Source organism: Clostridium celatum DSM 1785, assembly GCF_000320405.1.
In the GTDB taxonomy this organism is placed as follows: domain Bacteria; phylum Bacillota; class Clostridia; order Clostridiales; family Clostridiaceae; genus Clostridium; species Clostridium celatum.
In genome coordinates this window covers 40,747-66,417 of record NZ_KB291624.1, presented here as the reverse complement: position 1 = coordinate 66,417, position 25,671 = coordinate 40,747, and the positions used below count along the sequence as shown (strand labels likewise).

The 25,671-nt window shown below is 27.3% G+C and carries 27 protein-coding genes and 1 tRNA gene; 25 read left to right on the top strand and 3 right to left on the bottom strand.

Features of this window, described 5'->3' with window-relative positions; all coding sequences use genetic code 11:
• Positions 1–83: 83 nt before the first annotated feature.
• Both HMPREF0216_RS05710 and HMPREF0216_RS05705 read right to left on the bottom strand, forming a co-directional pair.
• Entirely contained in the window at positions 84–725 is a 642-nt protein-coding gene (locus HMPREF0216_RS05710) for an HAD family hydrolase (RefSeq protein ID WP_005212305.1), read from the bottom strand.
• Positions 726–844: 119 nt separating this feature from the next.
• Positions 845–920: transfer RNA gene (locus tag HMPREF0216_RS05705), tRNA-Pro, on the bottom strand.
• A 222-nt stretch (positions 921–1,142) separates the two neighbouring features.
• On the opposite strand from HMPREF0216_RS05705, the gene HMPREF0216_RS05700 reads away from it, so the two are divergent.
• From HMPREF0216_RS05700 to rsmI, 4 genes are all read left to right on the top strand, one after another.
• On the top strand, positions 1,143–1,445 hold the full coding sequence (locus HMPREF0216_RS05700) for a hypothetical protein (protein ID WP_040419076.1): 303 nt from the start codon (positions 1,143–1,145) through the stop codon (positions 1,443–1,445).
• 228 nt (positions 1,446–1,673) lie between these two features.
• Positions 1,674–2,903, top strand: coding sequence for a C40 family peptidase (locus HMPREF0216_RS05695; protein WP_040419082.1), 1,230 nt, complete (start codon positions 1,674–1,676; stop codon positions 2,901–2,903).
• A gap of 162 nt (positions 2,904–3,065) precedes the next feature.
• The gene (locus tag HMPREF0216_RS05690) at positions 3,066–3,806 is read left to right on the top strand and encodes a tRNA1(Val) (adenine(37)-N6)-methyltransferase (RefSeq protein WP_005212292.1); all 741 of its coding nucleotides are present in this window, start codon (positions 3,066–3,068) and stop codon (positions 3,804–3,806) included.
• Positions 3,807–3,809: 3 nt separating this feature from the next.
• Positions 3,810–4,655, top strand: coding sequence for a 16S rRNA (cytidine(1402)-2'-O)-methyltransferase (rsmI, locus tag HMPREF0216_RS05685; RefSeq protein WP_005212290.1), 846 nt, complete (start codon positions 3,810–3,812; stop codon positions 4,653–4,655).
• 85 nt (positions 4,656–4,740) lie between these two features.
• On the opposite strand, the gene HMPREF0216_RS05680 is transcribed toward rsmI, so the two are convergent.
• A complete protein-coding gene (locus HMPREF0216_RS05680) occupies positions 4,741–4,986 on the bottom strand; it encodes an AbrB/MazE/SpoVT family DNA-binding domain-containing protein (protein ID WP_040419074.1) in 246 nt (81 codons plus the stop codon).
• A 415-nt stretch (positions 4,987–5,401) separates the two neighbouring features.
• Here HMPREF0216_RS05680 and HMPREF0216_RS05675 point away from each other — a divergent pair, with 415 nt between their 5' ends.
• The 21 genes from HMPREF0216_RS05675 (at position 5,402) to HMPREF0216_RS05580 (ending at position 25,662) form a co-directional block, all read left to right on the top strand.
• Positions 5,402–5,989: a DUF1836 domain-containing protein gene (locus HMPREF0216_RS05675; protein ID WP_005212280.1), complete on the top strand. Its 588-nt coding sequence runs from the start codon at positions 5,402–5,404 to the stop codon at positions 5,987–5,989.
• A gap of 103 nt (positions 5,990–6,092) precedes the next feature.
• Complete coding sequence (locus HMPREF0216_RS05670) at positions 6,093–7,868, top strand: ATP-dependent DNA helicase (protein WP_005212277.1); 1,776 nt, start codon at positions 6,093–6,095, stop codon at positions 7,866–7,868.
• Positions 7,840–8,388, top strand: a complete 549-nt coding sequence (locus tag HMPREF0216_RS17650; protein ID WP_005212271.1) for a helicase C-terminal domain-containing protein — start codon at positions 7,840–7,842, stop codon at positions 8,386–8,388. The genes HMPREF0216_RS05670 and HMPREF0216_RS17650 overlap by 29 nt, the downstream gene beginning before the upstream one ends.
• A gap of 60 nt (positions 8,389–8,448) precedes the next feature.
• Positions 8,449–9,303: a YihY/virulence factor BrkB family protein gene (locus tag HMPREF0216_RS05665; RefSeq protein ID WP_005212268.1), complete on the top strand. Its 855-nt coding sequence runs from the start codon at positions 8,449–8,451 to the stop codon at positions 9,301–9,303.
• A gap of 78 nt (positions 9,304–9,381) precedes the next feature.
• A complete protein-coding gene (locus tag HMPREF0216_RS05660) occupies positions 9,382–9,741 on the top strand; it encodes a single-stranded DNA-binding protein (protein WP_040419072.1) in 360 nt (119 codons plus the stop codon).
• A 237-nt stretch (positions 9,742–9,978) separates the two neighbouring features.
• The gene (locus HMPREF0216_RS05655) at positions 9,979–10,284 is read left to right on the top strand and encodes a DUF6514 family protein (RefSeq protein ID WP_005212264.1); all 306 of its coding nucleotides are present in this window, start codon (positions 9,979–9,981) and stop codon (positions 10,282–10,284) included.
• A gap of 64 nt (positions 10,285–10,348) precedes the next feature.
• Positions 10,349–10,717 (top strand): holo-ACP synthase, encoded by a 369-nt coding sequence (acpS, locus tag HMPREF0216_RS05650; RefSeq protein WP_005212263.1) that lies wholly within the window; start codon positions 10,349–10,351, stop codon positions 10,715–10,717.
• A 2-nt stretch (positions 10,718–10,719) separates the two neighbouring features.
• Positions 10,720–12,198, top strand: coding sequence for an NAD(P)H-hydrate dehydratase (locus HMPREF0216_RS05645; protein ID WP_005212261.1), 1,479 nt, complete (start codon positions 10,720–10,722; stop codon positions 12,196–12,198).
• 79 nt (positions 12,199–12,277) lie between these two features.
• Entirely contained in the window at positions 12,278–12,892 is a 615-nt protein-coding gene (locus HMPREF0216_RS05640; RefSeq protein ID WP_051040666.1) for a germination lipoprotein GerS-related protein, read from the top strand.
• 427 nt (positions 12,893–13,319) lie between these two features.
• Positions 13,320–13,580 (top strand): hypothetical protein, encoded by a 261-nt coding sequence (locus HMPREF0216_RS05635; protein ID WP_005212257.1) that lies wholly within the window; start codon positions 13,320–13,322, stop codon positions 13,578–13,580.
• Positions 13,581–13,589: 9 nt separating this feature from the next.
• Positions 13,590–13,943 (top strand): type II toxin-antitoxin system PemK/MazF family toxin, encoded by a 354-nt coding sequence (locus HMPREF0216_RS05630; RefSeq protein ID WP_005212255.1) that lies wholly within the window; start codon positions 13,590–13,592, stop codon positions 13,941–13,943.
• Positions 13,944–14,272: 329 nt separating this feature from the next.
• Positions 14,273–15,097: a transketolase gene (locus tag HMPREF0216_RS05625; RefSeq protein ID WP_040419070.1), complete on the top strand. Its 825-nt coding sequence runs from the start codon at positions 14,273–14,275 to the stop codon at positions 15,095–15,097.
• Entirely contained in the window at positions 15,097–16,041 is a 945-nt protein-coding gene (locus HMPREF0216_RS05620) for a transketolase family protein (protein ID WP_005212251.1), read from the top strand. The genes HMPREF0216_RS05625 and HMPREF0216_RS05620 overlap by 1 nt, the downstream gene beginning before the upstream one ends.
• Positions 16,042–16,222: 181 nt before the next feature.
• The gene (locus HMPREF0216_RS05615) at positions 16,223–17,074 is read left to right on the top strand and encodes a YitT family protein (protein WP_005212250.1); all 852 of its coding nucleotides are present in this window, start codon (positions 16,223–16,225) and stop codon (positions 17,072–17,074) included.
• A gap of 25 nt (positions 17,075–17,099) precedes the next feature.
• Positions 17,100–17,936: a YitT family protein gene (locus HMPREF0216_RS05610; RefSeq protein ID WP_005212249.1), complete on the top strand. Its 837-nt coding sequence runs from the start codon at positions 17,100–17,102 to the stop codon at positions 17,934–17,936.
• Between the two features lie 117 nt (positions 17,937–18,053).
• Positions 18,054–18,740 carry a cell division ATP-binding protein FtsE gene (ftsE, locus tag HMPREF0216_RS05605; RefSeq protein WP_005212247.1) on the top strand — a complete coding sequence of 229 codons (687 nt, stop codon included), beginning with the start codon at positions 18,054–18,056 and terminating at the stop codon, positions 18,738–18,740.
• Positions 18,730–19,620 carry a permease-like cell division protein FtsX gene (gene ftsX, locus HMPREF0216_RS05600; protein WP_005212245.1) on the top strand — a complete coding sequence of 297 codons (891 nt, stop codon included), beginning with the start codon at positions 18,730–18,732 and terminating at the stop codon, positions 19,618–19,620. The genes ftsE and ftsX overlap by 11 nt, the downstream gene beginning before the upstream one ends.
• Positions 19,621–19,744: 124 nt before the next feature.
• A complete protein-coding gene (locus tag HMPREF0216_RS05595) occupies positions 19,745–21,001 on the top strand; it encodes a S41 family peptidase (RefSeq protein ID WP_005212243.1) in 1,257 nt (418 codons plus the stop codon).
• A 10-nt stretch (positions 21,002–21,011) separates the two neighbouring features.
• Positions 21,012–22,286 carry a PDZ domain-containing protein gene (locus tag HMPREF0216_RS05590; protein ID WP_005212242.1) on the top strand — a complete coding sequence of 425 codons (1,275 nt, stop codon included), beginning with the start codon at positions 21,012–21,014 and terminating at the stop codon, positions 22,284–22,286.
• A gap of 294 nt (positions 22,287–22,580) precedes the next feature.
• Complete coding sequence (gene uvrB, locus HMPREF0216_RS05585) at positions 22,581–24,548, top strand: excinuclease ABC subunit UvrB (RefSeq protein ID WP_040419068.1); 1,968 nt, start codon at positions 22,581–22,583, stop codon at positions 24,546–24,548.
• 418 nt (positions 24,549–24,966) lie between these two features.
• Positions 24,967–25,662, top strand: a complete 696-nt coding sequence (locus tag HMPREF0216_RS05580; RefSeq protein ID WP_005212232.1) for a response regulator transcription factor — start codon at positions 24,967–24,969, stop codon at positions 25,660–25,662.
• The last annotated feature ends 9 nt before the right edge of the window (positions 25,663–25,671 follow it).

Below are 25,671 nucleotides of genomic sequence, written 5' to 3'. Positions count from 1 at the left end.
ACTATATTACACAAAATTATCTACAGTCTCGATAGCTAAGGATCTATAATATTATTTATATATCTGTTATTATAAAATACTGCCTATAATAATTCATTATAGTTATATATGTAGTTATCACATTCTTCTTTTAAAAGAGCTTCTTGGTGTTTAGAGTGCTCATCATATACACCTATAACTTTCATTCCAGCTAATTTAGCTCCTCTCGCAGCAGCAATTATATCTTCGAATACTATACAGTTTTCAGGCTCTACACCTAATTTTTGAGCTGCTAAAAGATATATATCAGGATTACTTTTACTTTTATTGACTTCATCAGTAACTGTTATAGCATCGAATAAGTCATAAGCTTTATTGCTTTTAAGAGTTGCCTCTAATAAAGGAATGGAATTGCTAGTAGCTAGTCCTATTTTTATACCAGAAGCTTTAAGTTTAATTAGAAATTCCAATGCATTATCTTTAAGTTTTACATTATTTTTATAATGATTATAAGCCATTTCATTCCAAGTATTCATAATTACTTCTATAGAATCGTCTATAGAAAATCTATTTTTAAAGTATTCTGCAGTTTGTCTAAAACTTAAGTGTGTTATTTCATCAGTTAGATTTAATGGAACTGTGTGACCTTTTGATGTTAAGTAGTCTATATCTATTTGTGACCATACCCACATCGAATTTATTAAAGTTCCATCTAAATCAAAAATTGCAGCTTTTATATTATTCAAATTAGTATCCTCCTAAGTATAAATAGTCAATATTAATATAATACATAAGTAATAAAAAGGTATATGTATTTAATTGATGTATATAAACAAAAAAAGAGATAGATAAAAATCTATCTCTTTGGTCGGGGTGACAGGGATCGAACCTGCGACCTCATGGTCCCAAACCACGCGCGCTCCCATCTGCGCTACACCCCGGAGCACATAAAATATTATATAAATAAATTAAGTATATGTCAACACTTTTTTTAAGAAAATAAAAATCTTTTAATTTTTATCTAGGATTATTGTGTTGGATAAGATCGAAGCAGAATTTATATATTATTAGTTAATATTATGTATAATTAAATTTCAAAAAAATGTATTGATGTTATATAATAGTTTATTATATAAGTATAAAATTTATTAAGAGGTGTTGTTTTGAATATGACTGTTTTAGTAATAATTTTAGTCAGTATAGGTTTTTTAGGCATAGGAACTTTTATATTAAATAATAAATATATTAAAAATGCTGATTTAGAAGATGATTTTGTAGCAAGGGAAATAAAAGCAATGAAAATAAGTGGAACCGTAAATATATTAAATGGATGTATAGGGCTTATAATTTCAATATTATGTTTAATAATAGCAAAATGGACTAAGGAATTATTAATTATTTTTGTTGTTTGTATAGTTATATTAACTTCAATTCAATATATATTAAATAAATCAGTTAGAAAGTAAGAAAAAGTATCATAAAAGTAAATTTATATGAATATTTTATTATAGTGAATTTGTTTATTATTATGGTGTAAATGTATATAAACGGAATAAAAATACTGTTTAGAATACATTTACATCTAGTAATATCAAGGAAATTTCAAATTACCATTGTTCTTCCTTTTCATAAGTGGTATAATGGTAAAGAACAACAAAGGAGAGGGGGAAGGTCTAAAAAGGCCTATAAGGAGTATGAAAAGAAAAGTTATATCGGCTGTATTAGCAGTAACACTAGCATTTACACTAGCGGTTACATCAGCAATGCCTGCCTTTGCAACGCCAAATGAGGAAGTTATTGAAAATCAAAAAAAGTATGATGAATATACAAAGAAGATAGATGAAATAACAGGTAAAATAATTGCATTTAATGCAGAAATTGAACCATTAATAGAAAAAATAGATAATAATAATGCACAAATGGAAGAAATAAAGGTAGAAATAAAAAATACTGAAGTTGAAATCGAAAGTGCAAAAGAAGACATAGCTAAACAAGAAGAAGTATTAGGAAAAAGAGTTAGAGAACTTTATAAATCAGGTGGACAGACTAGTTACATAATGCTTTTATTTAGTGCAGAAAGCTTTAATGATTTAATAAGTAAAATTGAATCAACTAACAGATTAGTAAAGATTGATAAAGAAATTGTTAAGGAATTAAAGGACAAGCAAGAAAATCTTGATACTAAAGTTAAGTCTTTAGATGAGAAAAGTAAAGAAATTCAAGCTATAAATGAAGAAAATAAAAAATCTCTAGCAGATTTAGAGGAAAAGAAGGCAGAACAACAAAAATTAGCGGATGAGGCAGCTGCAGAGCAAGCTGAATTTGAAAAAGAATTCTTAGTTGTTTCTGAAAGAACTTTAGTTGAATATCAGTTTAGTGTAATAGCAGATTCAACAAGTTCTATAGATTCATTAAGAAGTGCCATAACTCAGCTAAGAAGTATTAGAGATACTCAAATAAAGAGTAGTATTGTTGTAGAGGAAATTAACGAACAAATTGAAATAGCAAAATCAAGAGTAGAAGAACTTGAAGCAAAAGAGGCAGCTAGTAATACTATAGATGCAAATAGAGGTGAAATTTCATCTACAGGTAATGGAATAGTTGATTTTGCATACCAATATCTTGGAGCACCATATGTATGGGGAGCAACAGGTCCAACATCATTTGACTGTTCTGGATTTACAAGCTTTGTATATGCAAATGCAGCAGGTATAGATATAACAAGAACAACTTACTCTCAAATGGGAGTAGGAACTCCAGTATCTTATAGCGAACTTCAACCAGGGGATTTAGTATTCACTTATGGTGGAGATCACGTAGGTATATATGTTGGAGGTGGACAATATGTTCATGCGCCAATGCCAGGTCAAGGAGTTAAGGTAGGAAATATAACTGATTTCTACACAGCAAGAAGAGTTTTATAATGAAATTTTAAAGCTAGGGATTACATTCCTAGCTTTTTTGTGCATAATAAAATAGTATTGTATAATGATAATCGTAAATATTAATTAGTATTAAGACGATATAAAAAGTTTTAGTAATTGAATAATGAAGACAAAGTATTTTACAAAAGAAAGAGGTGCTATATGGAAGTTAATATAAATAATGATGAGAGTATTGATGATTTACAACTAAATGGACTTAGATTAATACAAAAAGAAAAAGGATTTAGATTTGGAGTTGATGCAGTCTTACTTTCTCATTTTGCAAACATAAAGAAAAAGCATAGAGTAATAGATTTATGTACAGGTACAGGAATAGTACCGTTTTTGGTTTATGGTAAATATAGTCCTCAAGAGGTGATAGGACTAGAGATTCAAGAAGATATGGTTGAAATGGCTAATAGAAGTTCAATACTTAATAATACTGAAGATAAAGTTAAGTTTATAAATGGAGATTTAAAGGATAAAAAAATAATAGATTCTATAGGAAAATTTGATGTTGTTACTGTTAATCCACCATATAAGCTAAATAATGCAGGAATAGTCAATCCTGAAGATAAACTTGCAATTGCAAGACATGAAATAATGTGTACTTTAGAAGATGTAATAATAGCCTCTAGAAGATTATTAAAGGATAATGGAAGAATGTTTATTGTACATAGACCAGAAAGGTTAGCTGATATATTTGGACTTATGAGAAAATATAAAATAGAGCCTAAAAGGGTAAGAATGATACAGCCAAATACTAAAAAAGCACCTAATATAGTTTTAGTTGAGGGACAAAGAGATGGTGGAGCATTTTTAAAATGGGAAGAGCCATTATATGTATATGATGATAATGGAAATTATAGTGAAGAAATAGATAGAATTTATGGGAGGAATTAAATTATGGAATATGGAAAGGTATATTTAGTACCAACACCAATAGGTAATTTAAAAGATATAACATTAAGAGCTTTAGAGGTATTAGAGAATGTTGATGAAATTGCTGCAGAAGATACTAGGCAAAGCTTAAAGCTATTAAATCATTTTAATATTAAGAAGCCTTTATTTAGTTATCATCAACATAATGAGCAAGGAAAAAGCGACGATATAATAAATAAATTAATGGAAGGTAAAAATATAGCAATAGTTACTGATGCAGGAACACCAGGAATATCAGATCCAGGTAGTGTTGTTGTTAAGAAGTGTATTGAAAACAATATAGCATTTGAAGTGTTACCAGGAGCTACTGCAATTACAACGGCATTGGTTTATTCAGGGTTAGATACAACAAAATTTATATTTAGAGGATTTATACCAAGAGAAACTAAGGAAAGAAAAAAATTAACTGAAGAAATAAAAGATAAGAAAGAGACACTAATTTTTTATGAATCTCCACATAGATTAATTGAATCATTAAATTATCTTAAAGAATCGCTAGGAAATAGAAATATAGCCGTTTGCAGAGAGTTAACTAAGTTGCATGAGGATATTTATAGAGGAAGTATCGAAGAAGCTTACAATTGGTTTTTAGAAAATAAACCAAGAGGAGAATTTGTTCTAGTAATAGCAGGTAAAAGTGAAAGTGAATTTAAAGCAGAAAAAGAACAAGAACTAAGTGGAATAACTATAGAACAACATTTAATTAATTTAATTAATGAGGGTATGGATAAAAAGGAAGCTATAAAAATTGTGGCTAAGGAAAGAGAAATTCCTAAAAAAGAAGTATATAAAATATCTATAAATATATAAAATATTTACTTTAAAAAAATTATGTAAGCAAAAAAAGCACCTTTTTAGGTGCTTTTTTATATATGTATATAATTAATTTAGAAAATTATCTTCCAACCTTTAATTCTTCCATACAGTTTTTGCAGATATTTTTACCTTTGTAGTTAACAACATCTCTAGCATCACCACAGAAAATACAAGCTGGTTCATATTTCTTTAATATGATTTGTTCACCATCTACGTATATTTCTAAAGCATCTTTTTCAGCTATATCTAATGTTCTTCTTAATTCTATAGGAATAACTATTCTTCCTAATTCATCTACTCTTCTAACAACTCCAGTTGATTTCATATATAATTCCTCCTTAACAAGTTTCGACATTTAGCAGATTAATATTAGCAGATATGTAATTAAAAGTCAATAAAAAACTTTAAAAAAAAGTTTAATTTACAAAAATACCGCTTATCAAACTCATAAATAAACTATACTACCATAATTTTGAAAAGTCAATACAAAATTTAAAAAAAATATTTAAAGAAAAATATTTCAAAAATGGCTTAAATACTATGTTTAGAAAGTGATATATATTTTGATTTAATTAAATTTAAATAAAAATATATAAAAAAAGAAAAAAAAGTAAAAGAAAAAATATAAATATAGAATAAAATAATAAATAAATCATATAAGATAGGTGAAATTAACTTGTAATAAGTTTATAGTTACTATATAATGATATTAACGAATAAAATATGAGGTGAACTTAAATATGGTTAATAAAGTTGATAATAACTATATAAAAGAAGTTGCTGAAGAAATATCAAAAACCTCTATGGTATCTTATGAGGATTTACCGAAATACGATCTTTTTCTATCACAAGTTATAGATTTTTTAAATGATAAATTTGTTGAAGATAAATATACTAATAATATTGTACAAAATTATATTAAAAGTGAAGTAATAAGTAAGCCTGAAGATGGCAAAAAAAGAGGTTATACAAAAATTCATTTAGTTCAACTTGTTTTATTAAGTTACATGAGACCAATACTTACAACTGAAGAAATAAAAAAAGTGTTTAGTTTAGCGTTTAATGAAATAAATGATAGGTCTGACGATATTATAGATTGGGAAACTGCATATAAGTTATTTACAGAAACACAAAATGAAAGTTTTAATAAATATCTAGATGCAACGGCATTAAATGATGATAAATTAGATTCTATAATTAAGGATTTAAACCTAGAAGAAAAAGACGAAAATAGTATAAGAACTTTCGTTGTTGTTATGTCTTTAATAGCTCAAGCAAGTGCAATTAAAAAATTAGTTCAGAAAATAGTAAATGAATATCATTCATAAAATAAAGTTATCAAATATAAAGCGTATCTTTTACTAAGATAGTTTTAATGTTTGATAACTTTTTTGTTATAATAGTTTTATTGAATAGGGAAGGAAAAATAAAATGAGTGATAAAGTAGTATTTAAGGAATCGGTGAGAGGACTAATTGAATATATTCTAAAGAGTGGAAGTTTAGATGATAGATTTTTATCAAGGGGACGCGCGCTAGAAGGAACTGTTGCTCATGGAAAGTTACAAAAAAGCAATGCTGAAATTTATAAAGAGTATGAAAAAGAAGTAAAATTAAATTACGAATTTCAGAGAGAAGATGTTATTTTACAGGTAGAAGGAAGAGCCGATGGAATAATAAAGGATAATGGAAATGTAATAATAGAAGAAATTAAATCAACATATAAAAATTTAATTTATATTGATGAGGATTTTAATGAATTACACTGGGCACAGGGCAAAATTTATGCATATATATATTGTAAGTTAAATTCTATGACAAAAATATATATTAGATTAAGTTACTACAATATAAATACTGATGAAGTTAGATCTTTTGAAAAGAAATTTCAAATTAAAGAGTTAGAAGAGTATACATACGAAATAATATATAAATATTTAGACGATATTATTTTAAAGAATAATCTTAAAATTATTAGAAATAACAGTATTGAAAATTTAAGTTTTCCATTTAAATCTTATAGAAAAGGACAAAGGGAACTTGCAATAAATTGTTATAATAGCATAAAGCAAAATGGGGTATTATTTGTTCAGGCTCCCACAGGTATAGGAAAGACCATTTCAACAATTTTTCCTGCTGTTAAGAGTATAGGAGAGGGACGAGGAGAAAAAATAATTTATTTAACAGCAAAGACAATAACTAGGTCTGTAGCTGAAGAAGGATTTATTAAATTACTTAATAATGGATTAAAATTTAAAGTAGTAACTATAACAGCAAAAGAGAAAATGTGCTTAAATAGTGAAGTAAAATGTAATCCAGATGATTGTATATATGCACGAGATTATTTTACAAAAATAAATGATGTAATTAAAAAATTAATAGCTAGAGAAAACATATTTACTAGAGCTAAGGTAATAGAATATGCTAAGGAATTTAATTTGTGTCCATTTGAACTTTCTTTAGATTTAACTGAATGGTGTGATAGTGTTATTTGTGATTATAACTACGCATTTGATCCAAGAGTTAGATTAAGGAGAATTTTTGAGGATCATAATAGTGAGAATATATTATTAGTCGATGAGGCACATAATTTAGTAGATAGAGCAAGAAATATGTATAGTTGTGAAATACTTAAGAGTAAGGTGATGGATGCAAGTAAGATATTAAAAGGGAAAGTACCTAATTTATATAAGATAGTAAACTTAATTAATAAAGAAATGATAAATATCAGAAGAGAATTAGAAGAGGTAAATGAGAATGTAACTTATAAAAATATAATTTATAAGGATTTAATAAAGCTATTAAGGATGTTTATTAATGAAGCAGAGGAATATTTAATAAAATCAAAAGGGACTAGTGGATACGAAAATATATTAGAATTTTATTATGACACAAGGAATTTCATAGCATTGAGCGAATTATATTCTAAGGAGTATACAACGATACTAAAAAATAGTAGAAATGAATTTAGTATAAAAATATTTTGCATAGATCCGTCTAAAAATCTTAGCAAAATAGTTAATTCGGCATATTCGACAGTAATATTTTCAGCAACACTTTCTCCAATTAAGTACTATGTTGATTTATTAGGGGGAGAGGAAAATAGTTTTAGAGTAAGATTTAATTCACCTTTTAATAAAGAAAATTTACAAATATATATAAAAGATTTAGATATGAGATATGCAAGTAGAGATAAAAATAATAATTGAAGTATGTAAGAATATTAATAGGTTTGTTCAAGAAAAACAAGGGAATTACATTGTATTTTTACCATCTTTTGATTATTTAAATAAGGTATATAAAGAATATGTGCGTATTTATGGAGATGAAAATATTTTGCTTCAAGAAGAAAATTTATCTGAAGAAAAAAAAGAAGAATTTTTGAGTAATTTTAAAATAGGAGCTAATAAAATTGGATTTTCTGTTGTTGGTGGTATGTTTTCAGAGGGTGTGGATTTGCCAGGAGAAAGACTTATTGGCGCAGTAGTAGTAGGTGTAGGATTTCCGAGGATATCGGTAGAAAATAATATAATAGCAGAGTATTTTGAGCAGAATGGTTTTGATTATTCATATACTTATCCAGGAATGAATAAAGTTTTTCAATCAGTAGGTAGGGTAATAAGAACAGAAACAGATAAAGGTAGAGTATTATTGATAGATAATAGATATTTAAATAATAAATATAAAAGAATGTTACCACAAGAATGGAATATAAAATTATATAAATGATTAAAATAAAAAAATAGCTAGTTAAAATGTAAAAATAAAAAGAAAGGATTGAAATAAAATATGGCTAAAGGACATACAAATAAAGGGAAGTCTATAGTTAGCTTCTTAATATATTTTATAGTTAAAATAAAAGACGATGATATTTTTGCTTTAGCGGCTCAATTAGCATATTACTTAATACTATCATTTTTTCCTTTCTTAATATTTCTTCTGACATTAATAGGTCTAAGTGAATTAGATTCTATGGAAGTTTTAGGTGGATTAAGAGCTATTTTACCGAGTAGTACTTTTAAATTTGTTTATACAACAATTGTTGAAATAGTAGATACCCAAAATACAGGATTATTAAGTGCTTCATTATTGTTAATTATTTGGTCAGCATCATCAGCATTTAGAGCTGTTATAAAGGGTATTAATAAAGCATATGGAGTTAAGGAGAAGAGATCTTTTATAGTAAGGTCAATTATTGCTATAATATGTACATTTGCATTAGCTTTTCTAATAATAGCAACTTTAATATTATTGGTATTTGGTAAGTTACTAGGTGATTTATTAGTTTCATATCTACCATTTCCGATTATAATATACCAATTATGGAATTTATTAAGATATTTAATAATAATAGCAATGATGATTTTAATTTTTGCAGTAATGTATAGGTACACACCATCTATACGATTAACATGGAGAGAGGTCTTTCCAGGTGCTGTAGTATGTACTGTTGGATGGTTAATTGTTTCATTAATATTTTCATTTTATATAAATAATTTTAGTAATTACTCTAAAATATATGGAAGTTTAGGAGCAATAATAATTTTAATCACTTGGCTTTATATAACATCAATAATACTCATTTTAGGTGGAGAGGTTAATTCAGTTATGGTAATAAGAAAAAATAATTTATCCATACGTTAAAAGAAAAATGCACTTTTATGAATAGAAAGTATATAAATGGATATACTTCAAGATGAAATATTCAGGAGGTGCGATAAAATGAATAAAATAGTATTATTAGGAAAATTAATTAAGGACCCTGAACTAAAAACTATTGATAATGGTGAAAAAGTTTTTACTAGGTTTATAGTTGCAGTGGAGAGGAATTTTAAGTCAGCAGATGGTACTAGAAAATCAGATTTAATACCAGTAACTATGTGGGGAAGAAAAGCTGAAGTAATATGTAAGTTCATGAAAAAAGGAAGTTATATAAGCTTAAGTGGAAGATTAAAAACAGGAAGCTATGAAGATAAGCAAGGTAACAAGAAATATTTAGCTGAAGTTGTAGCAGAGGATTTTAAGTTTGTAGGAAATAGAAGAGAACCAAAGGATGGCAATGAAGTAATCGGTGAGGAATAAAAAAATTTCGAAGTATATATGATATACTTCGAATTTTTTTTATTTTCGACAATATTAGGATGATGATAAATAAAAGATAAATTATAAATATATATAATTCAATAAAAAAAGTGAAATTTATTACATTTATGTTGAAAAGTGAAGGAAAATTTGAAAAATAATATACCATCGTTTGACATAAAAGTATTATAAAATATGTTATTGTTTTATTAGTACATTATGTAAAGGGGTGGGGGAATGAAAATTATAGAATCTTTAAGTATGGAACTTAATGAAGAAGAGAAAAATATGAAATATTTCTATAGAGTTACAGAAGGAAATATACTAAATGATACAGTATATGGTATAGAAATAGAAAGACATGATTTCATAGATGGAAAGGTGGTTAATTTAGAAAGGGATTTTATAAATGTAGTATCTAATAACAAAGAAAAAGTAGAAGATATCGCTAAGATGTTATGTAGTAAGGTAGTATCTCCTATTCATCTAGTAGATATAGTTGGAGAATACTCAGATGAATACGTAATGAGTTTAAGTAATTAATTATTTAATAAAATTTAAACAAAATATAAGATAAAAATAGAATATTAACAAAAGAGGTGATTAAGTGATTTTAGGAATTGGTACAGACATTATAGAAATTGATAGAATAAAAAAGGCAATAATAAATACACCTAAATTTTTAGATAAGTTATTCACTGAAAGAGAGTTGAAGCAATTCAATTTAGATAATCCTAGAATTGAAAGTATTGCTGGGAACTTTGCAGTAAAAGAGGCAGTTAGTAAAGCACTAGGAACTGGAATGAGGGAAATAGGATTTAAAGATATTGAAGTTTTTAGGGACAATCTTGGAAAGCCATTTATAGAAGTATCTGAAAAAATAGATAAAGTAATAAAAGAAGAAAAATATAACTTTCATGTATCAATATCCCATAATAAAACAAGTGCAATTGCGTTTGTAATTTTGGAGGTATAAGGATGTATATAATGTCATCTTGTAATTGTAAAGAGATAGATAAGTATGCAATAGAGAAGTTAAAAATACCTAGCATAATATTGATGGAAAATGCAGCTAATGAAATATATTTAAGAATTAAAAATAAGTACGATAAATTCTTAATTATTTGTGGTACTGGAAACAATGGAGGAGACGCATTAGCCATTGGAAGAAAGTTATTATTAAATAATTATCAAGTTAAGATTATAATAATTAATCCTAAAAAAAATTATAGTAGTGATTTTAATATTAATTATGAAATATTAAAAAATTTAAATTCAGATATAGAGTATATAAGTGATTTTAAAGGAATAGGGCAACTTAAATATACAATAAAAGAATATGATGTTATTATTGATGGAATATTTGGAGTTGGATTAAATAGGACATTAAATGAATTTTATTGTCACTTAATTAATGAAATAAATTTATCTAACAAAGATATTTTATCAATAGATGTTCCATCTGGATTAGATTGTAACGAAGGCATACCATTAGGAAATTCAATTAGAGCAAATAGTACATATACATTTGAAGTAATAAAAAAAGGATTTTTAAATTATAAAGCTATAGAATATTTAGGTAAAATAGAAACTATATCTATTGGAATTCCTAATGAAGTTAAAGAAAAGTTTAGTGAGAACGTATATATTTTTGACGATGATTATTATAAAGGTTTAATAAAGAAGAGAGCAATCTATGGTCATAAAGGAGATTATGGAAAATGCGTACTTGTTGCAGGAAGTCTAGGATTTTCAGGAGCTTCTTATATATGCACTGAATCATGTGTTAAAACTGGAGCAGGATTAACTACACTTATTACAACAGAAGAATGTCAAAAGATAGTCAGTAATCAATTAATAGAAGCTATGACTATTAACTATACAGAACTAGATAGAGTTAAAAGTGTAGTAAAAAATGCGAATGTAATTGCATTTGGACCAGGAATTAGAGGGGATGAAAAAGATAAAAATATTTTAAACTGCATAATAGATGACTATAGTAACTCTATAGTAGTAGATGCTGAAGGAATAAATATGTTAAGTAGGGATAAAAGCTTACTTAAAAAATTACAAGATAGAGTTGTATTGACGCCTCATTTAGGTGAAATGTCTAGATTAGTAAATAAGACAATAGGAGAAATTGAAAAAGATAGAATAAATATAGCTAAAAATTATGCTAAAGATAATAGATGTGTATTAGTTTTAAAAGGTTACAATACCGTAATAACAGATGGAAATAAAGTATATGTAAATAATACAGGAAGCAGTAAGATGGCAACAGGTGGCATGGGGGATTGTTTAACAGGAATAATTACTTCATTAATTGGCCAAGGATATAGCAAATTAAATGCATGTTTACTTGGAGTATATTTACATGGGAAATGTGGAGATATAGTAGCAGAAGATAAATATTCTGTATTAGCAACAGATATAATAAAAAAATACCATTTGTTATGAATGATTTGATATAAATTATGAATAAATTTAAGAACAACATAATATTAGTAATAATGGAATAATGATTATAGGAGGAAAAATGAAAAAGAAAATCATTTTATCGTTATTATTAATAATACCATTTATATCAATATTAATAGTTATTATTTTTAGGGGATTTTTAATGCCAAGCAATGAGGAGATAATAAAATCACTAAAAAATATAAATTATTATGAAACAAAAGTAGAGTACATAATTAGAAACGATAGAGGAGAAGAAACAGAAGAAACAACTCAATATTATAGCAGTGAGGAAGGCGTTAGAGTTGAGTTTGGTGATGATAGAGTAAAAATTTATAAAAATGATGGCATTTACGTAAAAGATAATATATCAAATACTGAATATGTAATTGATGTTAGTATGGATTATCTACATTCTATTGCATTTATGAATAAAATATTATCATGCCCTTTAAAAAGTGATTCATTAAAAGAAGGACAAGAAGAGTGGGGAGATACAATATATATACAAGTAGATGCAGAGTTATTTTTACAAAATGATCATCTTAATACTGCTAGAATATTTATAGATAAAAAAAATAAAGCGCCAATAGGAATAGTAATATATGATAAATCAGGAAAAGAAACAGTAAGAATCATATATAAGGATTTTAATAAAGTTAAGGAAATAGATAGTGATAAATTTTCAACTTAAATTTAATTTGTAGATAAATAATTATAGAATTAATGATTTAGTTAGGTGATTATACTTCACCTAACTAAATAAAAGAACTATTTATATAGTAAGATAAACTTTTATTCTTTTATAGAATAGAGAATATTATAACGATAAATTATTAAAAGTAAAAATTATTATAATAAATTATAAAAATAATTAATAAAAAATAGCCAAAGTATTCAGGAAAATCAGATATAGTTTAATATAAGTGAGATAGAGTACATATTGTATTAAATATAAAATGAATAGATGATATAACTTGACAATAAAACACTATTTTTTACAAAAATACAAAAAATATATAAAAAAATACAAGATAAGTGACATTTCTATTTACAAATTGACATAATTTGAAATATAATTTTCTTATACATAGAAATGATGAACTCTTAGGAGGTCGATTATGTCAAAAGATATAAGTAGTACAAAAGTCCGTAAAATAAATGTAGATTTTTCAAAAAGTAGTAAATTTATAAAGGAAAGTTTAATAATATATAGTGAGGATAAAGAATCCAAGGAGTTTTTTGAATTAATGAAAAATGGTTATAAAGAAATGGCCAATATTAATTTAGAACTTGCAAGGGATGTAAATCCATCACGAAAGTCTCTTAAATATAAATTTGATGATATAAATGAATATGAGAAATGGCTTTGCGGAGTGTGAGATTTTTAAATGACGACTATGGTTGTAAAAAGAGGGGATATTTTTTATGCAGATTTAAGTCCAGTTATAGGCTCTGAGCAAGGAGGAATTAGACCTGTTATAATAATTCAAAATGATATCGGGAATAAATATAGTCCTACAGTTATTGTAGCTGCTATAACTTCTCAAATTAATAAGGCTAAACTTCCAACCCATGTAGAAATTTCTTCAGAAGAGTATGGACTAAATAGAGATTCTGTTGTACTTTTAGAGCAAATTAGAACTTTAGATAAAAAAAGACTTAAAGAAAAAATTGGCCATATGACTGAAGCCGATATGAAAAAGGTAGACAAGTCTTTACTTATAAGTATAAGCTTAGCTTAAATTTACAATATTAAAAGTAAATTAACTTAAATGTTAATTTACTTTTATTTTTTTATATTACACTATAATAATGTAAAAATTATTAATTGAATATACTAAATTTGATTAAATTAATATTTGGTATATTGAAATTATGATATGTACCAGTGATTATGATTACATATGTTAAAGGTGATATACTATAAACAAATAAAAAATAAATAGTATACACTAATTAAAAAATAGTATATACAAAGTCGACAATTTATGATAAAATAATTTTAAGATAACTTACATAATATAGAGATAAGCAAATACATATTATGAATTGTAATGTAGGAGGATTTTTAATGGTTAATAATGTACAAGAATTAAAATCAATGGCAAAACTAATTAGAAAAGATATAGTTTCAATGTTAACAGAATCAGCATCAGGACATCCAGGGGGATCATTATCAGCGGCTGATATAGTAACAACACTTTTCTTTAAAGAAATGAATATAGATGCCAATAATCCAAAGAATCCAGATAGAGATAGATTTGTATTATCAAAGGGGCATGCAGCACCAGTTTTATATAGTGCATTAGCAAGAAAGGGATTTTTCCCAGTAGAAGAATTAACTACATTAAGAAAGTTTGGATCAAGATTACAAGGTCATCCAAGTATGAAGTGTTTACCAGGAATAGATATGTCAACTGGATCTTTAGGGCAAGGGATTTCAAGTGCTGTTGGGATGGCTTTAGCTGGTAAAATAGATAAGAAATCATATAGAGTTTATACTATTTTAGGTGATGGAGAATTAGAAGAAGGTCAAGTTTGGGAAGCAGCAATGTCAGCGGCTCATTATGAGTTAGATAATTTAACTGCATTTGTAGATTTCAATGGATTACAAATCGATGGAGATATAGAAAAAGTAATGAATCCATGTCCAATAGACAAAAAGTTTGAAGCTTTTGGATGGAATGTATTAGTTATAGATGGACATAATTTCGAAGAAATAATAGATGCTATAGAAAAAGCGAAGGCTTGCAGCGGTAAGCCAACAGTTGTTGTTTGTAAAACAGTTAAAGGTAAAGGTGTATCATTCATGGAGAATGAAGCAGGATGGCACGGAACAGCACCAAGCAAGGAACAATGTGAAATGGCTTTAGCTGAGATTGGAGGAGACAAATAATGAGTAAAAAGATTGCTACAAGAGAAGCGTATGGAAAAGCATTAGCAGAATTAGCAAAAGAGAATGAAAATGTAATAGTATTAGATGCAGATCTTTCTAAATCTACTAAAACAGCTGATTTTAAAGCAGTTTGCCCAGAAAGATTTTTCAATATGGGAATAGCTGAAGGAAATATGATGGGAGTTGCAGCAGGATTATCAACTTGTGGAAAAATTCCATTTGTAAGTACCTTTGCTATGTTTGCAGCAGGAAGAGCTTTTGAACAAATAAGAAACTCAATATGTTATCCTAAATTAAATGTTAAAGTTTGTGCTACTCATGCTGGATTAACAGTAGGAGAAGATGGAGCATCTCATCAAACTGTTGAAGATTTATCATTAATGAGAAGTATTCCTAATATGGTAGTTGTATCGCCTGCAGATGCTGTTGAAACTGCAGCAGCAATTAAGGCTATAGCAAAGTATGAAGGACCTTGCTATGTAAGATTAGGAAGAGCAGCAGTTAATGTTATAAATGATGAAAATACTTATGAATTTAAATTAGGAAAAGGTGTTGTTGTATCAGAAGGTAAAGATGCTACAATAGTTGCTACTGGTATAATGGTAGATGCTGCAATTGAAGCTAAAGAAATTTTAGCTAAAGAGGGAATTGATGCTAAGGTTATAAACATACATACAATTAAACCTTTAGATAATGAGTTAATAATTAATGCAGCAAAAAAAACTGGGGTTATTATAACTGCTGAAGAACATAGTGTAATTGGAGGATTAGGTTCAGCTGTTGCTGAAGTTATATCAGAAAATTATCCAATTCCAGTTTTAAGAGTTGGGGTTAAAGATGTATTTGGTGAAAGTGGTAAACCAGAAGAATTATTAAAAGCTTATGGTTTAACTGCACAAGATATAGTTAATAAAGTAAAAGAGGCAATTGCTTTAAAAAAATAGATTTAAACTAAAACCACAAAACAGTTATTTTTTACCACCAAAACTGCGATTAAAAATCGCAGTTTTTTTTGAATTTAAAAAGATATATAATTAAAGAGAATAAAGAGACTTAGGATAAATTTGTATAAATGAGGAAAAATAATAAATATTTATAATAATTTATCAGAGGGAGCAGAATTTTATGAGTAAAAATAAGTTTAGAGAGTTTACCCTAATAACTATTGGAATATTGCTAGTGGCAATATCTGTGGTTTATTTTTTTGAACCTAATAATATAGCAGCAGGAGGAATTACAGGATTAGCTATAGTAATAAATAATTATATACCATTTATATCAATAGGACCTTTAGTATTAATAATGGATGTATGTTTATTTATTGTAGCGTTTTTAGTAATAGGAGGTAAATTTGGGGCAAAAACAATATACTCAAGTCTTTTGTTATCTTCATCTATGTGGATAATGCAAAAGTTCTTACCTTATACAGTTACTAATGACTTGATTATTTCAACTATATTTGGCACACTAATAAGTGCATGTGGGATGGCGCTTGTATTTAATGCAAATGCTTCTACTGGAGGTACTGATATAATTGCAAAAATATTAAATAGATTTTTCCATTTTGATATAGGAAAGTCTTTATTAATGGTTGATTTTTTTGTAACGTTACTTGGTGCATTAACTTTTGGTATAGATATAGGACTTTATGGATTATTATCAGTAATAATAAATGGAGTAGTAATAGATAAAATAATAGCTGGATTTAATGTTAGAAATGAAATAACAATAATAAGCAAAAGTAACAAAGAAATAAGTAAATTTATTTTAAATGATTTAGAGAGAGGATGTACTTTTATAAAAGGAATGGGGGGATTTACAGGAGAAGATACTGCAATTCTTTACACAATATTAGAAAGAAATGAGTTTATAAAGTTAAAACAGCATATTAGTAATATTGATAAGAATGCATTTATCACAGTTGGAGAAGTACATGAAGTTATGGGTGAAGGGTTTAAGCATATAGATGATGAATAAAAATTAAAAGTTATAGGAGATACTTATGGAAAAAATTAAAGAATATTTATTAACAACATTAGGGATAGCACTAACGGCAATAGCACTAGAATATTTTTTCTTCCCGTGTGATATTGCTGCAGGTGGTGTGTCTGGAATAGGTTTAGTTATTAATAAACTGATAGGGTTAGATACAAGTGTAGTTGTATTATTTCTTAATATATTACTATTTATATTGGCATTTGTTGTATTAGGAAAGTCTTTTGGAGGCAAGAGTATTTATGCAACTATAATGCTTTCGGTATTTATGTGGATAATAGAGAATTTTTTTACACCAGGAATATTAACAGAAAATATGTTTTTAGCTAGTTTCTTTGGATCAGCCATATTAGGTATGGGAGCAGCTATAGTATTTCATCAAGGAGCATCAACAGGTGGAACAAGTATTATAGCAGCAATTATTAGTAAATTTACTCCTATAGGAATTGGTATATCAGTATTACTTACAGATTCATTTGTTTGTATTATGGCAATTAGCGTATTTGGTGTTGATAAAGGATTATTCGGCTTCTTTAGCGTTATATTAATAGGCTTAGTTATTGATAAATTTATTGATGGATTTAATACATGTAAGCAAGTATTTATTGTAACAAGCAAGGAAAAGTTAATAGCTCAATATATAACTAAAAACATAGATAGAGGATGTACTATATTAAATGGTAATGGTGGATATACAGGAAGTAATGTTAAAATAATATATACTGTTCTAAATACTAAACAATTTATAACATTAAAGAAGTATTTAAAAGAAGAAGATCCTGATGCTTTTATAACTGTTAATGAATCTACAGAAGTCCTAGGAAAGGGTTTTACAGATTATTAAAAAACGGAAAATATAGGGAAAGAGCTCTTAAATGTTGGTGTTATGTCAGTTCTATGATATAATGACTCTATAGGTTTAGTATTTTGGCTAAATTAATGAGGTAAGAGGTGTTAAGTTATGATAGAATTTAAGGACGTATCTAAGATATATAATAACAATGTAAAAGCTTTATCTAATGTAAGCATAAAAATAAAATCAGGAGATTTCGTTTTCTTAGTTGGAGCATCTGGTGCAGGTAAATCTACATTTATTAAGATGCTTTTAAAAGAAGTTGATCCAACTACAGGGGAAATAATAGTTGCAGGGAAAGAGCTTTCAAAAATTACTAGAAGGCAAACTCCTTATTATAGAAGAAAAATAGGAATGGTATTCCAAGATTTTAGATTAATTCCAACATTAAATGTATATGAAAATGTTGCATTTGCAATGAGAGTTGTTGAAGCATCACCAAGGGAAATAAGAAAAAGAGTTCCTGAGGTATTAGCTAAAGTTGGACTAGATCGTAAGTATAAAATGTTCCCTAATGAGTTATCAGGAGGAGAGCAACAAAGAGTTTCTTTAGCAAGAGCTATAGTTAATAAACCAAGTCTTTTAATAGCGGACGAACCTACAGGAAACCTTGACCCAGAAACAGCTAATGGGATAATGGAGTTACTTGATGAAATAAATAAATCAGGGACTACGATATTAATGGCAACACATGCAAAAGATATAGTTGATAATATGAAAAAGAGAGTTATAGCAATAGATAAGGGTACTGTAATAAGGGATGATAGAAAGGGGATGTACGAAAATGAAAATTAGTAGTTTAAATTATGTTATAGTGGATGCTTTTAAAAGCATAAAGAGAAATAGAACAATAAGTTTTGCAGCTATGATAACAGTACTAATAACATTCTTTATTTTTGGTACATTTACTCTATTAGCACTTAACTTTAACAAGAGTATAGAAGATGTAGCATCAAAAATTCAAATTCAGGTCTATTTAAATGATGACATAAAGTTAGTTGATCAAAGAGAAATAGAAATTAAATTAGCAGAACAACCACAAGTAAGTGAAGTTACATATGAATCAAAAGATGAGGCATTTTTAAACTTACAAGAAAATTTAGGTGATAACAAAGGGTTAATGGAAGGTTATGATTTAAATAATAATCCATTACCAAGTTCATTTATAGTTAAATTAAAGGATCCTTCAGCAGCAACTGAAGTAACAAAAGCTGTAGAAGGTATGACCGGTGTTGAAAGCATAGGAAATCAACAAGAAGTCATAGATACAATAAGTAAATTTGTTAATATAATTCAAATAGTAGGTATTGGATTATTTATAGTATTTATAGGTGTTTCTGTATTCTTAATAATGAATACAATAAAGCTTACTGTTTACTCAAGAAGAAGAGAAGTTGGAATTATGAAATTCGTTGGTGCTACAGATTGGTTTATAAGATGGCCATTTGTAATAGAAGGAATAGTAATAGGTGCAATAGGATCAGTAGCTTCTACAATATTACTATACTTTACTTATAGTGGAGTATTTAATTGGATAGTAAATTCAATGTTTATCGTAAATTTAGTTGCACCACAATTTGTATTAACTACATTATTAGGATTATTCCTTATTGGTGGAGTAATAGTTGGAGCAATAGGAAGTATATTTGCATTAAGAAAGTTCTTAGTTGTTTAGTATATAGAATTAAATAATAGGTAAAATAATAAATATTAGTTAAAGATAAAACTACAACTTCTTTATTTGAAGTTGTAGTTTTAAATAAATATAAATAAATTTAAGGTGTGAAAGGAAGAAAGAAATGGAGAGCAATGAGAGTAAAAAAAATAAACAAAAGTTTAAACCTATAAAGTATACCATTATAGTAATAATACTTTTAATAACATATTGTGGTGTGTTTTACTTAGGAAATACTCTAGCTGTTAAAGGGTTAGTCTTAAATAGTATTCCTAGCAATGCATTAAACGATTTAAAAAATATAGAGGATTCTGATAAATATTCTAATTTATTTGGATTAAGAAGTTTATTGTTTGCAAAATATGATGGTGAAATTGATGATAATAAATTATTAGAAGGTGCTATGAAGGGAATGGCTGAATCTTTAGGTGATCCATATACAGTTTATATGGATAATGAAGAGTTTAAGACTTTTTTAGAATCCAGTGAAGGTAGTTTTTATGGAATAGGAGCTCAGCTTGGAGTTAGAAATAATCAAATAACAATTATAGCGCCATTAGAGGGTTCACCAGCAGAAAAAGCCGGGTTAAAAGCTGGGGATGTAGTTATTAAAGTTGATGATTATGAAGTTGTTGATTTAAATACTGATGCAGTTGTTTCAAGGGTTAGAGGAGACGAAGGAGTTCCTGTAACATTAACCATTGTACGTGGAGATTCAGAACCATTTGAAGTGGAAATTGTAAGAGAGGAAATACAAACTGAATCAGTAAAAGGTGAGATATTAGAAGATGATATAGGATATATTCAAATAACTACTTTTAGTGATAAAGAAGTTAGTCAAAAATTTACTAACAAATTAAATGAATTAAAAGATAAAGGAATGAAGAAACTAATATTAGATTTAAGAGGAAACCCAGGTGGATACTTAGATCAATGCGTTGAAATAGCATCTAATTTTATTGAAAAAGGTAATGTAGTTACTTATACTGTTGATAAATATGATGAGAAGATAGTTTCTGACTCAATAGGAGGAGATGCTATAGGAATGCCATTAGTTATATTAGTTGATGGTGGTAGTGCAAGTGCATCAGAGGTTGTAACAGGAGCATTAAGAGATTATAATGCAGGAACAATAATAGGAACAAATACTTTTGGTAAAGGAATAGTTCAACAATTAATACCACTTTCAAATGATATGGGTGGATTAAAGGTAACTACATCAAAGTACTATACTCCAAATGGTGAAAATATTCATGGAACTGGTATAGCACCAGATATAGTAGTTGAAATCCCTCAAGAAATAGCAACAATGGAGTATGACAGAAGTATAGATCCTCAATTCCAAAAAGCATTAGAGGTAATAAGAGAAAAGACTAATTAGGAGGCTCAAGATGGATTTAATAATCTATAGCTTAAAAGCTGTAGCAGTAGCAATAGTTGAGCCATTGCATTTACTGATGCTTATTATATTTGGGATATTGTTTTATTTGAAAAATAAAAAAATATCAGCTATTCAAAGGATGACAATAGGGGAGAGGATAAACTCTCCCTTAGAATTAACTTTATCTCAAATTGTATTAGGAATATTAGCAGGTGCAATTGGTACTATAATATTAACTATTTTAGGAGTAACTTTTAAAGAAAATTCAGGCATAGAGTTTTTATTTATAATATCAATATTAATGCTTTTTTATAAAAAGAAATTTATTTCTTTTGCGTATACTGGAGCTATTTTAGGAGCAATAGGAATAGTTATGAATATTGTTCAAGTAATAGTAGGTAAAAAATTATATTTTGATGTAGATATACTAGCACTTACTACATTTATAGCAGTTATGTACATAATAGAAGCTTTATTGATTATGATAGATGGAGGAAGAGGCGCAATTCCTGTATTTACGAAAAAAGATAATAAAATAATAGGTGGATTTTCTTTTAATAGATATTGGGCGCTACCAATTGCTATATTAATGATATTTAACAATGAATTGATATCATCATCTAGTACTATAGCTATAGAAACGCCAAATTGGTGGCCAATAATAAAGACAAATGGAATATTAGATTTATTAACTACTGCAATGATGGCATGTATTCCTTTATATGGAGTGATGGGATATAATAGCGTTACTTTTACAAAGGAAAAGAATAAAAAACCATTGTTATCAGGATTGTTAATATTTATATTAGGAATATCCATATTAGTTATCGCACAACTTTCTAGGTTAAATATAATAGGGCAAATAATTGCTATAGCTTTTATGCCATTAGCATATGAATTTATAATTAGATATGATAGAAAGCTTGAAAATGATAATAATCATCATTTATATGTTAGTGATGATGAGGGAATTATGATTCTTGAAGTAGCACCAAATTTACCAGGATATGAGGCGGGAATTAGAAGTGGTGATAAAATACTAAGTATAAATGGGACATCTGTTACATCAGAAGCAGATATTTTAAAAGCTGCTAAAGATGGTATGTTTAAAATGCAATTGAGTGTTAAGAAAAAATCTGGACAAGTATTAGAATATTTTGTTCAACCTAGAAATAAAAGGATTGGAATTTTATTAGTGCCTAAAATGGTTAAAGTTGAAGATATTGTTGGTGCTGATACAGAAGATTTCAAGAGGATACTAGAGGAACTTAAAAGTAAAAAATGATATATAAGTGAAGTAAAAAGATTTATATTTTGTTATTGAGATACATAGATTCAACAAAAGAAAGTATTCTTCACATAAATAGAGACTGTACAAATCAAATTTGTAACAGTCTCTATTTAGTTTAAGAAGAGATTTAGAGTGTAATATATTTAATATTATTTTTTATTTATATAGAATTTTCTAAGTTATTTGTATAGAATATAGGTTAATACAGATAGGGGAAAATATTTGAATACAGTAAAATTTAAAAGTAAAATATAATTAATATATATGAGAACACTTGGAGTTGATATAATGGGAGAATTTAAGATACATTCAAAATTTAAACCAACAGGAGACCAACCGCAAGCTATAGAGAGTTTAGCAAATGGAATTAATAAAAATGAAAAATATCAGACTCTATTAGGAGTAACTGGTTCTGGTAAGACATATACAATGGCAAATATTATAGAAAAAGTTCAAAAGCCAACTTTAGTTTTAGCACATAATAAGACATTAGCAGCACAATTATGTTCAGAATTTAAAGAATTCTTTCCTGATAATATAGTTGAATACTTTGTTTCTTATTATGATTACTATCAACCGGAAGCTTATGTACCACAAACTGATACTTTTATTGAAAAAGATGCATCTATAAATGATGAAATAGATAAATTAAGACACTCAGCTACATCAGCTTTATTTGAGAGAAGAGATGTTATCATAGTGGCTTCAGTATCTTGTATTTATGGATTAGGTAATCCAGATGAATATAAAAAGCTTACTATTTCATTAAGAGTTGGTATGGAAAAAGAAAGAGATGAAGTAATAAAGAAACTTATAGAAATTCAATATGAGAGAAATGATATTGATTTTTCAAGAGGAACTTTTAGAGTAAGGGGAGATTCATTAGATATTATTCCGGCATCATCTTCAACAAAAGGAATAAGAATTGAATTCTTTGGAGATGAAATAGATAGAATAAGAGAGTTTGATGTTTTAACAGGTAAGATATTAGGAGAAAGGGAGCATGTTGCTATATTCCCAGCATCACACTTTGCAACATCTAAAGAAACTTTAGATAAAGCTATAAGTAAAATTGAAGATGAATTAGAAGAAAGGTTAAGAGAGCTAACATCTCAAGATAAATTATTAGAAGCTCAAAGATTAAGACAAAGAACAAATTATGATATAGAAATGATTAAGGAAATGGGATATTGCAGTGGGATAGAAAATTATTCAAGAATTTTAGATGGAAGAGCACCAGGAACACCACCTAAAACATTATTAGATTTCTTTCCAGAAGATTATTTGATGTTTATAGATGAAAGTCATGTTACATTACCACAATGTAGGGCAATGTATGCAGGAGATAGATCTAGAAAGGATACACTTGTTGAGTATGGATTTAGATTACCATGTGCTTATGATAATAGACCATTAAAGTTTGAGGAATTTGAAAATAAAATTAATCAGATTGTATTTGTTTCAGCAACACCAGCGCAATATGAATTAGATCATTCTACTAATATAGCAGAACAAATAATTAGACCAACAGGACTATTAGATCCAGTAGTTGAAATAAGACCAGTAACAGGACAGATAGATGACCTTTATGCAGAGATTTTAAAGACTACAGAAAGAGGATTTAGAACATTAGTAACAACATTAACTAAGAGAATGGCAGAGGATTTAACTAAATATTTAACTGAACTTGGAGTTAAGACAACTTATATGCATTCTGATATAAAAACTATTGAAAGAATGGAGATAATAAGAGATTTAAGATTAGGTGAGTTTGATGTTCTTGTTGGAATCAATCTTTTAAGAGAAGGATTAGATATTCCAGAAGTAGCACTTGTTGCAATTTTAGATGCTGATAAAGAAGGCTTTTTACGTTCTGAAACTTCAATGATTCAAACTATAGGAAGAGCTGCAAGAAACTCTGAGAGCAAAGTAGTAATGTATGCTGATAAAATAACTGGCTCTATGGATAGAGCAATTAAAGAAACTAATAGAAGAAGAGAAATTCAGATGAAGTATAATGAAGAACATGGCATTACACCTAAGACTATTATTAAAGAGATAAGAGATGTAATTGAAGCAACCAAGGTTGCTGAAGACTCTGCAGAATATAATGTAGAAGAAGCTGTTGAATTAAGTGCTAAAGATAAGAAAAAGTTAATTAAACAATACACTGATGAAATGAAAGATGCTGCTAAAAATCTTCAGTTTGAAAGAGCTGCAGAACTTAGAGATATGATTAATAAACTTAAAGAGTAAAATAAGGTGTATGAAAATAACTATATGTAGAGATTGAATTTTAATATAGTATCTAATTATTAACAATTTTTATATTTATCATTTATAATATTCATAATTGAATTTATTTAGCTGTGATATAATAAATGAGAAATGTTTTGAAATATAGTTATTAGAAGTATTAAATTTATTTAAGATAAAAGTTTTATAAATTATTATAAAAGAAAAACATTTAGTACTTCAAACTATCATAGCAAATAACATATACAACTGATTTCTATAATCTATAGAAATCAGTATTTTTTATTTAAAAAGAAATAAGACTTGTATCTATAGATAGTATTATAGTATTTTTATATTTAAAGATAACGGTATAATACTAATTAATTTTAAATTTGGTATAATTTATATAGTTAATTGGTTTATAGGAGAAAGAAAAATGAATTTAAATAAAAAAATATTAGTAGTAGAAGATGATTGGGATATTAATGGACTTTTATGTAAAATATTAATTCAAAACGGTTATGAAGTAAGAGGTGCATATTCAGGAACTGAAGCTAAAATGTGTGTTGAACAATATGAATATGATCTTATTATTTTAGATTTAATGCTACCTGGAATATGTGGTGAAGAGTTAATAAAGGAAATAAGAAAGTTACATGTTATGCCTATAATAGTAGCATCGGCTAAAACTAGCTCAGAAGATAAAATTAACGTATTAAAAATGGGAGCTGATGATTTTATAAGTAAGCCTTTTGATATTAATGAAGTATTAGCTAGGGTTGAAGCACAGTTAAGAAGATATACTAGATTTTCACATCAAGATAATAGAAATAACAAATTGAAGCATAAAAACTTAGTATTAGACATTGATAGCAGGCAAGTTCATGTTAATAATATAGAAATAAATTTAACAGCTAGAGAGTTCGATATATTAGAACTTTTAATTACTAATCCTAATAAAGTTTTTACTAGAGCAAACCTTTTTGAATCTGTGTGGAAAGATGATTTTATTGGAGATGATAATACTGTTAATGTTCATATTAGTAATCTAAGGTCTAAAATATCTAAGACTGATAAAGAGAATGAATATATTCAAACTGTATGGGGTATTGGATTTAAATTAAAAGAATAATAAGTTTAT